A 14,169-nucleotide genomic window follows, 5' to 3' on the forward strand; every position below is an offset into this window, starting at 1 on the left:
ATGATAAATGTTGTAATTGTTGATGATGAAAAACATTGTCAAGATCGACTTCAAAAACTTTTTGAAGATTATTTACCTGATATTTTGGTGTTAAGGGTTTTTAATTCTATCGAAGAAGCTTATGTTTTTTTGCAAAAAGTGCAGCCTGATATACTTTTTTTAGACATTCAAATTAATACTTCTACCGGTTTTGATTTATTGGAAAAATTAGGAAGTATAAATTTTGAAGTCATTTTTACTACCGCATTTGAACATTATGCTTTAAAAGCAATCAAATTTAGTGCTTTTGAATATTTACTTAAACCTGTAGATCCGGATGATTTAATCGCTGCTGTAGAAAAATGGAAAAATAAAAAAAACGACAAAAGTGGTTCTTCTGAAAATTATCAGGAATTATTAGAAAATTTTTCTCATTTAAAACGACAGAATAAAAAAATTACAATTCATACTCAAACAGAAACTCTTTTGATATCTATCAGCGATATTATTCGCTGTGAAAGTGATATTAATTACACAACTTTATTTCTCAACAAAGCAAAACCAATTTTAGTTTCAAAAACATTAAAAGAATTTGAACAATTGTTATCTCCGTTTAACTTTTTCAGAATACACAATTCTCACCTCATTAACCTAGACTACATGAAAAGTTACGACAAAGGTAAAGGCGGGTATGTTCATTTATTAGACAATTCAGTGGTTGAGGTTTCTGTTAGACGCAAAGACGATTTAATGAAAAAATTAGAAAACCTATAACTTTCTTACTTTCTCAAACTCCTTCAAAACCGACTTCCTTCCAATCGTTCTCGTAATCACATCTTTCTCCAAATTCCAGCCACGAGCCGGCGAATATTCTCGTCCGTACCAAATAATTTGAAGGTGCAAATCATTCCACAATTCTCTCGGAAAAATCGCTTTCGCATCTTTTTCAGTTTGCACTACATTTTTCCCATCCGATAAATTCCAACGATACATCAATCGGTGAATGTGCGTATCCACCGGAAAAGCCGGAACACCAAACGCCTGACTCATCACTACACTCGCCGTTTTGTGACCTACAGCAGGAAGTTCTTCCAACGCTTCAAAACTTTGCGGAACCAAACCATTGTGTTTCTGAATCAAAATTTCAGACAAACCATAAATTCCCTTCGATTTCATTGGCGAAAGTCCGCACGGACGAATGATTTCCTTAATTTCTTCCACACTCATTTTCACCATATCATACGGATTATCGGCTTTGGCAAACAAAAGTGGCGTAATTTGATTCACTCGGACATCAGTGCATTGAGCCGAAAGCAACACAGCAATTAACAAAGTGTACGGATCTTTGTGGTCCAATGGCACCGGAATTGTCGGATATAATTCATTTAACTTATTTATAACAAACGTTGCACGGTCTTTCTTCGTCATTTTCGTAATTTTATGATTGTAAATTTATACTATTAATTTTTATGTGCCTAATCCAGCTTTCCGTTCCAAGTTTTATTTCACAAAGCTGTTTTTGTTAAGTCCAAAAAGAGCTTCCGGTGGTCGCTTTTTTAGCCTTACAAAAACTAGCTTTCTTCAATAAAAGCTTTCCACTTCAATCTGGGGCAGGTGAGCAGAAGTTAGAAATGAGAATTTAGAATTTAGAATTTAGAATTTACAAAGAAAAAGTAAGAAATTTAAAAATCCAACATATGACAACATTAGAAAAAGGCGACAAAGCACCCAATTTTTCAGCAAAAGACCAAGACGGAAAAGTTCACACCTTATCCGATTACAAAGGAAAAAAATTAGTGGTTTTCTTCTATCCAAAAGCCAACACGCCGGGCTGTACAGCCGAAGCTTGCGATTTACGGGACAATTTTGGCCGTTTCGAATCCAATAATTATGCACTTTTAGGTGTCAGTGCAGACAATGCCAAAGCTCAATCAAATTTCAAAAACAAATATGAATTTCCATTTCCACTTTTAGCCGATGAAGATAAAGCAGTCATTCAAGCCTTTGGCGTTTGGGGGCCAAAAAAATTTATGGGAAAAGAATACGACGGAATTCATCGCACCACATTTGTAATCAACGAAAACGGAATTATTGATGAGGTTATCACTTCAGTAAAAACCAAAGCCCACGCAGAACAAATTTTAGGATAAAAGCAGTTAAGTAATTTAAGCCACGAATTCCACTAATTTACACAAATTAATTCGTGTAAATTAGTGGAATTCGTGGCTTTTTATCTCCTAATTAGTTGGCTCCTCAATTCTTGGTTTAGAATCGTAACCAAATAATTTATCCTTTTTAATTATTTCGGCAACACCTTTTGGTAGCATTTCTTCCCAACCTTCGGTTCCTTTGGCGATCATTTTCAATACATGGCGAGAGTAAATTTCTAAATTGTTTTGGTTAGCAATTTCAATATCCACCACTTTGCCATTGAATTTAAAGAATTTGTACAATTCTTTCATTCTCGGATGCACTTTTAAGTTTTCAGAATTAACAATTTCGCCATTTTCATCTTTCATCGGATAAAGGAAAACTTTTAAATCGCGATAGAATAATTTACCAAACGCTTCTAGAATTCCACCACTTAAATGGCGGTAATATTTTTCGTCAAAAATATCAACTAAATTGTTGACTCCCATCGCTAATCCCATTCTTGCTTTGGTGTAATTAGAGAAATATTCCACCACACGATAATATTCCTGGAAGTTTGAAATCATTACATATTGTCCAAGCGAACAAAGTAATTCGGCACGATCCATAAAATCACGTTCATCAATTTCACCTTCCGAACGTAAATTGGAAAGTGTAATTTCAAAAATAACTAATGTATTATCGGCTTCCACTTTGTTTTCACATAAAAACATTTCAAGCGATTTTTCATACATATCCATATTCACACGCGTTACCGGGCGAAAACTTCCACGAAGTGCTAAAATATTTTTTTTATATAAAATCGAAGCAGGTAAAATATTATTTCCATCTGGGCCAAACATCACGGCATCGGTCATTCCATTTTTAACCAATTGCAAACTCATTAATCGGTTATCAACGTTTGCAAATCGCGGACCGGAAAAGTTAATTGTATCAATTTCTAGCTGATCTTTATCTAAATGATCATACAAATAACGCAATAATTTTTTGGGATCATTGTACTTGTAATAAGCACCATAAATTAAGTTTACCCCAAGAATACCTAGCGTTTCTTGTTGTAAACGAGCATCATTTTCTTTAAATCTGATGTGAAGAATTATTTCATTATAATCTTCGTCCGGTTCAATTTGGTATTTAATTCCAACCCAACCATGACCTTTAAACTGTTTCGCAAAATCAATTGTTGCTACTGTGTTTGCATAACTGAAGAACATTTTATTAGGATGTTTAACCCGATCCAAACGTTTTTCAATTAAATCTACTTCGTGTGAAAGCATCTTTTTTAGGCGACTTTCTGTAACATAACGACCGTCTTTTTCAACGCCGTATATGGCGTCACTAAAGTCTTTATCGTAAGCAGACATCGCTTTTGCAATCGTTCCGGATGAACCGCCCGATCTAAAAAAGTGACGAACAGTTTCCTGTCCTGCACCAATTTCCGCAAAAGTTCCGTATATATTTTCGTTAAGATTGATTCTAAGAGCTTTGTCTTTAATTGAAGGGATTTGTTCAATTGCTCTATCTCCCTTAAGTTTTATTTCCATTGCTAGTCTTTCCATTTTCATAGGTAATACAATGCAAAGTTAACAAATATCATACCGTAATAAAAGATAAATAGTGCTATTTTTGTGAAAATTTAACGTCTTGAAGGTTTATTTTTTAGGCACGGGCACATCTCAAGGTATTCCGGTAATCGGGAGTAATCATTCTGTTTGCAAAAGTTCCGATTCAAAAGACAAACGTTTGCGAGTTTCAGTTTGGATTCACCACAAAGACTATTCATTTGTGATTGATTGCGGACCTGACTTTAGACAACAGATGTTAACATCCGGTTGTACGAAGTTAGATGCTATTCTTTTTACGCACGAACATGCCGATCATACTGCAGGATTAGATGACATCAGACCATTTTTTTTCAAGCAAGGTGATATTCCAATTTATGCCCATCAAAGAGTAATTCAAAATTTAAAAAAACGGTTTGATTACATTTTTGAAATTGAAAATAAATATCCCGGAGCTCCATCAGTAGCGGTTCATGAAGTAATTTCAAATCAAAATTTTAGTATCAGAAATCAAAAGATTATTCCAATAGAAGTGATGCACGGCAATCTTCAGGTTTTTGGTTATCGAATTGATAATTTTGCCTATTTAACGGATGTGAAAACCATTTCAGAAAATGAAATTGAAAAACTTAGGAATTTAGATGTGCTGGTTGTCAATGCGTTGCGTGAAGAACCGCACAACACACATTTTAATTTGGAAGAAGCATTAAATTTCATAGCTTTGGTCAATCCAAAAAAAAGCTATTTAACGCATATTAGTCATCTGCTTGGATTTCACGAGGAAGTACAACAAAAATTACCAAAAAACGTTTATCTAGCATACGATAACTTAGAAATTTCAATTTAATAAAATGAAAAAATCATTATTTCTTTATTTGTTCATTGTCAGTGTTTTAATGACGATTTTCACGTATATGTATTATAGTAAAAAAGTTAAATTTGAAGCCGAACGTTTTGAAAGTCTGAAGACTAAAATGAATGATACTATTCAAACTTTAAGTAATAAATTGTTTGATGCCAATTATTTTACGTTGCGAAATAATGATCATGCCCAGAATTATCTTGAAGATTATTCTATTGAAAAATTAATTCCAAAAATTGAAGCCAATTTAATGGATTTGAATGATAATCCAGAGGGTAATCCGATGGTTGATTTTGGGAAAATTGATGATAGAAAGTTTATTATCAATAAAATAGAAGTTCTCAATCATCGCTGGATTATTGCAGACTTCAGTAATGGTGATTTATGGGGCGAAGTATTGTTACAGTATTTCATTGAAGAAGACGAAACAATCAATTTTAAAATAATTCAATCTACATTATATCCAAAACAGTAAACTTTTGTATATTTAAGTCCTTAATTTTTTTGGTATGAAAAATAGTTTGCTTTTAGCTGTATTGGTTTTGAGTTTTGTTTCCTGCAAAAAATTTGATCAGGATGTAGAACCTGAATTGGTTAAAAAGCAAGCACTGTTAGATACTATTGCCAGTGCCGACAAAGATGAAAATGGTTGTTTGGACGGAGCGGGTTATTTTTGGTCAACTTTGAATAAAGAATGTATAAAAATATACGAATCTGCCATTACACTTTATCCGCAGGATAATCAAAATAATGAGGATGAAACTAAAAATGCTTACATTGTTTTTGGTGAAGATGGAGGAAATGAAGCCGAAATATTTTTACCTAATCAAGTGAAATCTATTATTTTAATACGTCCTTCAGAAGGCCAACCATGGAAATTTGATGATTGGCAACTCATTCCTTGGAAAGGATTTGTGCTTAAAAAAGGAGAAGAAATTTTATTTGCCGGCGATGGTGGTGTGGGACCAAAAATCACCGGAAGCGATAAAATAGAAGATTAATTTACTTATTTTCTTCCAGCCATTTTCTAAAATCATAAAAATTTTGCGGAGCAACACCGTGACCAACCGGATATTCTTTATACACAAATTCAATTCCTAATTTTTCTAAAGCCGGACTACTTTTTCTTGCCCAATCAACAGGAATAACCTGATCAACCGTTCCGTGTGAAGCAAATATTTTTAAGCTTGAAAAATCATTTTGCTCAAAATTCTCTTTCGCCATTTCGGTATTTAAATAACCACTCATCGCTACAATTTGTGAAATTTTTTCAGGATAGGAGAGGCCAATGGCATAACTCAAAATCGCTCCTTGACTGAATCCGATTAAGGTGATTTTCTCCTTATCAATTTGATATTTTGCAACTAATTCATCTATAAAATCAACGATTAAATCTCTCGATTGTTTGGCTTGATTTATATCGGAAAACTTAGTATCGTCTGCATCAAAATTGATAGCATACCAAGCATAGCTTCCGTACATTAAATCATGCGGAGCTTGTACCGAAATCACATAATATTCCTCCGGAAGTTCTGATGCAAATGAAAATAAATCTTCTTTATTACTGCCATAACCGTGCAATAAAAGTAATAAGGGATTTTTTTCTTGAATTGTTTTTGGCTCTCGAATTAAATACTGTAACGACATAATTATAGGCTTTTAAATATATTTTGGTAAAAATCACCCAACAAAGGAACTTTTTTCTCTTCATTATTCAATGCTCCCATGAATCCAAAAATCCATAAAATAAAAAAGAAAATGTAAAAAGCCGAGGATATCATCCAACTATCAAAATAACCGATAGGATATCCTAAAGCAAAAAAGGTCAAAAAGATTCCCAATGCTTGTCTGATGTGAAAACTTGCAAACGAACTTTTATTTTCACTATTCATAAAAATAGCGATTACAGATCCAATAATCGTTAAGTAAGCTACAATTGCTGCATTTTTATTTTGTTCCATTATTCTAAAACTAATTTTCCATTATTATAAATTCCGTATACTTTTCCAATCATTTTTTCGCCTAAAAATGCTGAATTTTTTGATTTAGAGAGAATGTTTTCCTTTCCAAAAGTCCATTCTAAATTAGGGTTGAAGAAAGTTAAATCAGCGGCTGCACCTTCTTTAATTGCTGAATTTTCAATACCGAAAGTTGCCTTTCCATTCGTTAAATTAGAAATAATCACATCCAAAGGAAGTACATTTAATAAAGCTCCAAAAGCACTTTCTAAGCCAATGGTTCCGTTTTTGGCCAAATCAAATTCCATTTTTTTATGCTCAATGTCAATCGGATTATGATCGGAAGTAATCATATCAATCGTTCCATCTAAAACACCTTTTACTAATGCTTTTCTGGTTTTTTCATCTCGCAAGGGTGGACTCACTTTCAAACGTGTATCAAATTCCCTTAATTTTTCATCTGTTAAAACCAAATGATGAACCGCTACACTGCACGAAACGTGTAAACCTTTTGCTTTTGCGTCTTTGATTAATTCTACCGATTTTGCTGTAGAAATTGTCGGAATATGCAATTTTCCACCGGTGTATTCTAATAAAAATAAGTTTCTTGCAATTACTAATTCTTCTGCTAACGATGGAATTCCTTTTAATCCCAATCGGGTAGAAACAATGCCTTCATGAGCCACGCCGTTTCCTTTTATTTTTTCATCTTGTGAAAAAGCAATGACTAATCCATCAAAATCTTGCACATATTGCAATCCGATCTTGAGTAAATTCGCATTGGTTATATTTTTCCCGTAATCGCCAAAAGCAACTGCTCCGGCATTTTTCATATCAAATAATTCAGCCAAATCATTTCCTTCCGAACCTTTGGTTAACGCTCCAATTGGAAATAAATTTACTGCGTTATCTCTGGCTTTTTCCTTTACAAATCGAACTTGCGACTGATTATCAATCACCGGAAACGAGTTGGGTTGCAAAGCAATAGTTGTAAAACCGCTTTTTGCCGCCACCGATAATCCGTTGGCAATGGTTTCACGGTCTTCAAAACCAGGTTCGCCGAGGGAAACTGAACTCTCAAACCATCCATTGGAAATATGAAGATTTTCTAAACTAATTTCTTCAAAATCTTTTTCGGAAGGCAAGTTTAAACCAATTTTTGCAATGGTTTTACCCACAATTTTCAGGTCAGTTTTTTGGTTGTGATGCACACCGTTTGGGTCGACAACAGTTGCATTTCGAATGATTAAATTCATTTCACAAATTTTTGAATGAGTATTTCCAGTACCACAAATAATAACGCAAGGATCACAAACCATTTCCAAATCGTATTGTCGGTTCGGTTGGTTTGCAAAGCATCAAAAACAGATTCAATTGAATTACCGTTTTCGTAAGATTCCAATAAATTTGAATTATCCAAACGCAAATCACTTTCGGTTCGGGAATAATTAAAACTTATATTTTTTATGATTGTATTATCTTTTAAAGCATTGAAATTTCCTGATTGACTTGGACTTTCTGAAAAGGTAAGTTTTACTTTATTATTCAGAATTTGTTGTTGCGGAATGAACTTTTCGCTCTTTTCATCTGTAATAGAAACGACCGAAATAATTTCATCTTTTGCCAAAAGTTGGTCAATCGTGATTGGCGAAGATGTGCCTACCGTTAACGCATTGATTCCCGTTTTTGCACTTTGAAAAGCCATATTATAAAACGTCGGTACAATTAAAGGAGAATTTTTAAAATTAGAATTTTCCTTGTTGATTGGTGCCGAAAAAACATAAAAACTACCTAATGAATTTGAAATTGCCGTTAAAAACTGACTTTGATCTTCAAACGTCAAAATGGCCGGATAGGTACTTTTTAAAGCAAAATTTGATTTTGTATTTGGATATTGAAAATTTGTAGCTTTCTTTTCAAAAACACCATTATATAACGGATGAGCGAAAGAAATAGTTGTAATTTGTTTTTCTTGTTTTGTCAAATCATTTACAGAAAAGTTTCCAAAGTTTCTAAGCAAGCTGTTTATATTCGCCACATTATTTTCTTCTGAAGGAATAAAAATAATATTTCCTCCTTTATCATAAAAAGCTTTTAATGTGGTTTGAAGAGCTTGCGGAATTTCTGTTATTTCATTGATAATAATTGCATCTTGTTTATCCAATACATTGTAATCCAGCGATTTTAATTCAAATTGCGAAAAGACAAATTCATTTTCATTATAAATTTTCGTCAAAAATTGATTTTTATCAGTATCACCAATGGCTAAAACATTCGCTTTTTCAGGTTTAGAAATGCTGAAATAGTAATAATTGTCATAACTCAATCCAGGTTCGTCAATAAAAACATAACCATTAAAATCAGCTTTTGGAATGGTAAAAAAAAGTTCTTTTTCCGCTTGATTCAATTTTACTTGCGTTTTGGCAATCAGTTGTTTTTGATTGTAAATAGCAACCGGAATTTCTTGTTCCGATTCGCCAAACGATTTTAATTTTACACCAATTTCATAGAAATTATCCAAGGTTTGATGAAGGTAAACACTATCAACCGACACATTATTTTTTTGTTCAGATTTGGGTAGGATGAAGATCGGATTAATCGTTTCATCAATCGGTTTTAACTGATTTGCTTGAAGGTTTACAGCGTCTGTTATTACTACGACATCTTTATTAAAAGGCGTTTTTCTGGATTTAATTTTCGTTAAACTCTGATCTAATTGAAAACTTGTGGCACTATAATCCAAATTCATCAATTCTTTTTGAATCGATTTGATGTCTGTATTCCAATATACATCATCATTGGTAAGGAGAGAAAAAGTTGTGCTTTCAGGTGTATTTTCTAATAATTCCTGAACAGCTCTTTTGAGTAATTCGCCTTGTTTTCCTTTGGCTTGCATGCTGAACGAATTGTCAACTACAAGATAGAGTTCATTGGTAATTCCTTTGCTGTCTTTGGCTTTAAAAAAAGGTTGAGCAAATGCAAAAATCAAGGCTGTTAAAAGTAACAATCGTGTTAATAACAACAGCCATTTTTTGAGTTGAGAGCTTTTTCTGGTTTGTATGGAAAGTTCTTTCAGGAATTTTACATTGGTGAAATATTCCTTTTTAAATCGTCTGAGTTGAAATAAATGGACTAAAATTGGCAACACCAATAAAAAGAGGAAATACAGAATTTCAGGATGTTTAAACTGCATTAATTGAAAGTTTGTCAAAGATAGCTTTTATATTTTAATAGCACAAATCAAAAGTGTTAAGCAAAAGCGAAAGCTTGGGAGAAGAAAAACATTTATTTTTTCTTTCTTTTCTCATCTCTTTTTCGTTCCACACCTCGATTTCTCGATTCGGTTTTTCTTGGCGTTCTTTTTCCGGGACCACCAAGATTTACCTTTTTATTTTTATCTTTTTTATCGTGAAATGCTTCGCCACCTTCTTTCTTTGGACGTTTCAAAAGCACTTTCATTTTTCTCTTTTCTTTTTCGAATTCAAGTACTTTTTCTTCGATTTCGATGTTAGGAAGTGGTAGAAACTCAATTTCCTTTTCCATTAAAATTTCGGCTTCAATTTGAATTTCTTCTTCTCTCGGACTCACAAAACTTACTGCCACACCGGTTTTATCGGCACGACCGGTTCGACCAATTCTGTGTACATATTGTTCAGGAACTTCAGGAAATTCCATATTGACAACGTGGGTGATATCAGAAATATCCAAACCACGAGCCATTACATCAGTAGTTACAATTCCTCTGATTTCTCCTGCTTGAAACGAAGCCATCGTATTCAAACGATAATTTTGCGATTTATTCGAATGAATCAAACCAAACTGATCCGGAAATTCTTCTTCCAAAGCTACAGAAACTAAATCAGCTGTTTTTTTATTGTTGATGAAAATCAGCAATCGCGACATACTTTCATCGGAATGTAGAAGTTCTTTTAGTAAATTTAATTTAGTTAGAAAATTGGGCACTTTATAACCAATTTGCGTAATTTTTTCTAAAGGCGTTCCCGATGGAGCCAATGAAACTTCAACAGGAAAGTCAAAATATTCATCCAACATATCATCTACTTCATCCGTCATTGTAGCCGAAAAAAGGATGTTTTGTCTTTTTGACTTTAACATCGTTAGGATGGAAGTCACTTGAAAACGAAAACCTAAGTTTAGCATTTCATCAAATTCATCAATCACTAATTTCTGAATTTCATCAAATCGAATTACATTATCTAAAGCCAAATCCATTACTCTTCCTGGTGTTCCTACTAAAATGTCGACACCTTGATAAACGGCTGTTTTTTGGGTATTGATGTTTACACCTCCATAAACGCCTAAGGTTCGAACCGACATGTATTGGGTCAATTTTACGACTTCTTCGGCAACTTGAACGACTAATTCACGTGTTGGAACTAAAATCAAAACCCGTGGTGTGTGGGTATTTTGAAATTTCCAATGTTTTAAAATCGGCAGTAAGTATGCAAAAGTCTTTCCGGTTCCGGTTTGAGCAATTCCCATCATATCGCGACCGGATAAAATGACTGGCATCGATTTAATTTGAATAGGAGTTGGGGTTGTAAAACCTAATTCATCAATTGCTTTTTGCAATGATTTAGGTAAATCAAAATCCAGAAAAGTAGACATAAAAAAAATAATTTTTGCAAAGGTACGGAATTTTAAATCAATGTCTAAAACCGACTAAAATCCTTCAAAAACACCTAATCCAAATAGAGCAAAATCATATTTTACAGGATCATTTTTATCCAAGTTTTGTAAGTTGGAATCTAACTCAAAAAGTGCTTTTGCGTCGTTTTGCTTTCGCGTAAGCAAACCTAATTTTCGGGCTACATTTCCGGAATGAACATCGAGCGGACATGAAAGTTGAGAGGGTGAAATGGAGTTCCAAATGCCCAAATCAACTCCGGCATTATCGTTTCTTACCATCCATCGTAAAAACATATTGATTCGTTTTGCGGCCGAATTATTCATTGGATCAGAAACGTGCTTTTGTGTGCGATAGTTATGTTCAATTTCAAAAAATACGGATTTGAAAATGGAAATATTTTGTTGTAACGTTTTGATTTGTATGTTTTTACTAAAAACACTTTCCAAGCCATTGTGGTTTTGATAAATGTTTTTCAATGCTTTGATAAAGGAAACACAATCTGTTCCATTAAAAGTGCGATGGACAAAATCATTCAATCTCTCCAAATCATTTTCGTTATGATTCATTACAAAATCGTAGGGTGAATTACCTAATTTAGCCATTAATTTTTGACTATTATTGATGATCATTTTGCGATTTCCCCACGAAATGGTGGCGGCCAAGAATCCTGCAATTTCAATATCTTCTTTTAAGGTATAAAGATGCGGAATTTGAATTGGATCACTTTCAATAAATTTTGGATGGTTGTAAAGTTGAACTTTTTCGTCCAGAAATTCTTTTAATTCCGTTTGATTCATTAAACAGTTGCATTTGGTAAAGATGAAAAATCAATCCAACCTGAATTTTGATCAAATAGACCATCTTTCATGATTAATTTTCTGTCGGCCATATTCGCTAATGTTTCATTGTGTGTGACAATTACAAACGTTTGCCCGAATTCATCTCGTAATTTAAAAAACAATTCGTGTAAATTTTCTGCAGAAGTAGTATCTAAATTTCCCGAAGGTTCATCTGCGAAAATTACAGCCGGTTTATTGATTAAAGCTCTAGCAACTGCCACACGTTGTTGTTCTCCACCGGAAAGCTCACCAGGTTTGTGGCTCATTCGATGCGATAAACCTAGATAATTGAGTAGTTTTATAGCTTCTTCTTCGGCTTCAGGTTTTGATTTTCCTGCAATAAAAGCCGGAATACAGACATTTTCCAACGCAGTAAATTCAGGTAATAGCTGATGAAACTGAAAAATGAATCCCAATTTTTGGTTTCTAAATTTTGATAACTGCTTGTCATTCATATCTAAAACCGATTCACCATCAATTACTAAGGAAGTTCCGTTTTCCTTTGAAGGTTTTTCTAACGTTCCTAAAATTTGAAGAAGCGTTGTTTTTCCGGCACCAGATGCACCTACAATCGATACAACCTCTCCTTTATTAATTACTAAATCAACACCTTTTAATACATGTAGTTGGTCAAAATATTTATGAATTCCTTTTGCTTGTATCATCTGAAACTATTTTTACAAAGTAACAAAGATTTTAGAGATTTTGAAACCGTATCAGTTCTATTTATCGTATCATAAATAATAAAATTACGTTAAAGATGTAGTTTTGTTTAATATTGTGGTATATTTGTTAAACAAAAAATTGTAATGAAAAAATTAATTTTAATACTAATTGCCTTCTCAACTCTTTCGTGCCAATCACAAGAGAAAAAAAGTGTTTTTTTAGAAAATAAACAACCAGTAAAAATGAATGTAGAAAACGGATTTGAACTAGCCACTTTTGCCGGTGGATGTTTTTGGTGTACAGAGGCAGTTTTTTTAGAAATTGAAGGCGTTAAAAAAGTAGTTTCAGGCTACATAGGCGGAACAACAAAAAATCCAACGTATAAAGACATCGGAACAGGAATGACCGGTCATGCAGAAGCAATTCAAATCACTTTTGACCCAAAAATTGTTTCATTTGGAGAGTTATTGGAAATTTACTTTGCTACACACGATCCAACAACATTAAACCGTCAGGGAAATGATGTAGGAACGCAATATCGAAGCGAAGTGTTTTACTATAATGATAACCAAAAACAATTGACTGAAGATTATATTAAATTGATGACAAATGAAAAAACGTTTAAAAATCCAATTGTGACGAGAGTTTCAGCGGCTTCTGTTTTTTATGAAGCGGAAGATTATCATCAGAATTATTACAATTTAAACAAAACTCAATCGTACTGCAGTTATGTCATTACACCTAAAATTGATAAATTGAAAAAGAATTTTAAAGATAAATTGAAAAATTAATTACGCAAAAGTTAATAAGAATCTCAAAAAAACAAACGCTATGAATAACCACATTGAAAAAGAATTATTTGAACTTTTGGGTGATGAACATCAGATGACTTCGGCTGAAACTCCTTTGAGACCGGATGCTTTTGACAAATCTGATTTAGAAAAAATGGCAACTATCGAAAAACACTTTCATATAATTATGGAAGAAATGGGTTTGGATATGACGGATGACAGTTTGCGTGGAACTCCGCATCGAGTGGCAAAAATGTTTATTCAAGAAATTTTTAGCGGTTTAAATCCTGCAAATAAACCGAAAATTTCCGTTTTTGAAAACAGTTATCATTATGACAAAATGCTGGTTGAAGCAAACATCAGTTTCAATTCAACTTGTGAACATCATTTTTTACCAATAATCGGAAAAGCTCATATTGGTTATGTTTCGAATGGAAAAGTGATTGGTTTGTCAAAATTAAATCGAATTGTTGATTATTTTGCCCGAAGACCGCAGGTGCAAGAACGAATGATTATGCAAATTTTTAATGAATTAAAAACTGTTTTAAATACTGAAGATGTAATTGTTGTGGTGGAAGCCGAACATTTATGTGTTTCAAGTCGCGGAATTAAAGACAGTTCGAGTTATACTTCAACCATTCAATATGGCGGAATTTTTTCTGAAAAAGAGAATAGAAATGACTTTTTTAATTTATTAAAGAAAGAATAAT

At 33.2% G+C, this 14,169-nt stretch carries 16 protein-coding genes; 7 read left to right on the forward strand and 9 right to left on the reverse strand.

The genetic code is table 11. The features are described from left to right. A complete protein-coding gene (locus tag AC23MC_RS05905) occupies positions 1-753 on the forward strand; it encodes a LytR/AlgR family response regulator transcription factor (RefSeq protein WP_487567488.1) in 753 nt (250 codons plus the stop codon). Here AC23MC_RS05905 and AC23MC_RS05910 read toward each other — a convergent pair. Then, positions 748-1,407, reverse strand: a complete 660-nt coding sequence (locus AC23MC_RS05910; protein ID WP_487567489.1) for an endonuclease III domain-containing protein — start codon at positions 1,405-1,407, stop codon at positions 748-750. The genes AC23MC_RS05905 and AC23MC_RS05910 overlap by 6 nt on opposite strands. Positions 1,408-1,676: 269 nt before the next feature. Here AC23MC_RS05910 and bcp point away from each other — a divergent pair, with 269 nt between their 5' ends. Beyond that, the gene (gene bcp, locus AC23MC_RS05915; protein WP_487567490.1) at positions 1,677-2,129 is read left to right on the forward strand and encodes a thioredoxin-dependent thiol peroxidase; all 453 of its coding nucleotides are present in this window, start codon (positions 1,677-1,679) and stop codon (positions 2,127-2,129) included. An 87-nt stretch (positions 2,130-2,216) separates the two neighbouring features. Here the strand turns inward: bcp and AC23MC_RS05920 are convergent, their stop codons facing one another. Beyond that, positions 2,217-3,689, reverse strand: coding sequence for a TonB-dependent receptor (locus AC23MC_RS05920; RefSeq protein WP_487567491.1), 1,473 nt, complete (start codon positions 3,687-3,689; stop codon positions 2,217-2,219). Between the two features lie 85 nt (positions 3,690-3,774). Between AC23MC_RS05920 and AC23MC_RS05925 the strand changes: the two genes are divergently transcribed. The 3 genes from AC23MC_RS05925 to AC23MC_RS05935 are packed head-to-tail and all read left to right on the forward strand — an operon-like array spanning position 3,775 to position 5,555. Next, positions 3,775-4,539: an MBL fold metallo-hydrolase gene (locus tag AC23MC_RS05925; protein WP_487567492.1), complete on the forward strand. Its 765-nt coding sequence runs from the start codon at positions 3,775-3,777 to the stop codon at positions 4,537-4,539. Between the two features lie 4 nt (positions 4,540-4,543). Continuing rightward, positions 4,544-5,029 carry a hypothetical protein gene (locus AC23MC_RS05930; RefSeq protein ID WP_487567493.1) on the forward strand — a complete coding sequence of 162 codons (486 nt, stop codon included), beginning with the start codon at positions 4,544-4,546 and terminating at the stop codon, positions 5,027-5,029. A 34-nt stretch (positions 5,030-5,063) separates the two neighbouring features. Beyond that, the gene (locus AC23MC_RS05935; RefSeq protein ID WP_487567494.1) at positions 5,064-5,555 is read left to right on the forward strand and encodes a hypothetical protein; all 492 of its coding nucleotides are present in this window, start codon (positions 5,064-5,066) and stop codon (positions 5,553-5,555) included. A gap of 1 nt (position 5,556) precedes the next feature. Here the strand turns inward: AC23MC_RS05935 and AC23MC_RS05940 are convergent, their stop codons facing one another. The 7 genes from AC23MC_RS05940 to AC23MC_RS05970 all read right to left on the reverse strand — a co-directional run bounded on the left by AC23MC_RS05940 (position 5,557) and on the right by AC23MC_RS05970 (position 12,667). Next, positions 5,557-6,201: an alpha/beta hydrolase gene (locus AC23MC_RS05940; protein ID WP_487567495.1), complete on the reverse strand. Its 645-nt coding sequence runs from the start codon at positions 6,199-6,201 to the stop codon at positions 5,557-5,559. A 2-nt stretch (positions 6,202-6,203) separates the two neighbouring features. Further along, complete coding sequence (locus AC23MC_RS05945; protein ID WP_291095231.1) at positions 6,204-6,515, reverse strand: DUF4870 domain-containing protein; 312 nt, start codon at positions 6,513-6,515, stop codon at positions 6,204-6,206. Continuing rightward, positions 6,515-7,768 carry a dihydroorotase gene (locus tag AC23MC_RS05950; RefSeq protein WP_487567496.1) on the reverse strand — a complete coding sequence of 418 codons (1,254 nt, stop codon included), beginning with the start codon at positions 7,766-7,768 and terminating at the stop codon, positions 6,515-6,517. The genes AC23MC_RS05945 and AC23MC_RS05950 overlap by 1 nt, the downstream gene beginning before the upstream one ends. Further along, positions 7,765-9,705: a BatA domain-containing protein gene (locus AC23MC_RS05955; RefSeq protein WP_487567497.1), complete on the reverse strand. Its 1,941-nt coding sequence runs from the start codon at positions 9,703-9,705 to the stop codon at positions 7,765-7,767. The genes AC23MC_RS05950 and AC23MC_RS05955 overlap by 4 nt, the downstream gene beginning before the upstream one ends. A gap of 92 nt (positions 9,706-9,797) precedes the next feature. Next, a complete protein-coding gene (locus AC23MC_RS05960; RefSeq protein WP_291095234.1) occupies positions 9,798-11,141 on the reverse strand; it encodes a DEAD/DEAH box helicase in 1,344 nt (447 codons plus the stop codon). Positions 11,142-11,195: 54 nt separating this feature from the next. After that, complete coding sequence (locus AC23MC_RS05965) at positions 11,196-11,960, reverse strand: TIGR02757 family protein (protein ID WP_487567498.1); 765 nt, start codon at positions 11,958-11,960, stop codon at positions 11,196-11,198. Beyond that, positions 11,960-12,667, reverse strand: coding sequence for an ABC transporter ATP-binding protein (locus AC23MC_RS05970; RefSeq protein ID WP_487567499.1), 708 nt, complete (start codon positions 12,665-12,667; stop codon positions 11,960-11,962). The genes AC23MC_RS05965 and AC23MC_RS05970 overlap by 1 nt, the downstream gene beginning before the upstream one ends. A gap of 144 nt (positions 12,668-12,811) precedes the next feature. Here AC23MC_RS05970 and msrA point away from each other — a divergent pair, with 144 nt between their 5' ends. Together msrA and folE are read left to right on the forward strand one after the other, a co-directional pair. Beyond that, on the forward strand, positions 12,812-13,459 hold the full coding sequence (msrA, locus tag AC23MC_RS05975) for a peptide-methionine (S)-S-oxide reductase MsrA (protein WP_487567500.1): 648 nt from the start codon (positions 12,812-12,814) through the stop codon (positions 13,457-13,459). A gap of 40 nt (positions 13,460-13,499) precedes the next feature. Continuing rightward, positions 13,500-14,168, forward strand: a complete 669-nt coding sequence (gene folE / locus AC23MC_RS05980) for a GTP cyclohydrolase I FolE (RefSeq protein ID WP_487567501.1) — start codon at positions 13,500-13,502, stop codon at positions 14,166-14,168. Position 14,169 lies beyond the last annotated feature (1 nt).

This window comes from Flavobacterium sp. T50_26, from assembly GCF_057652995.1.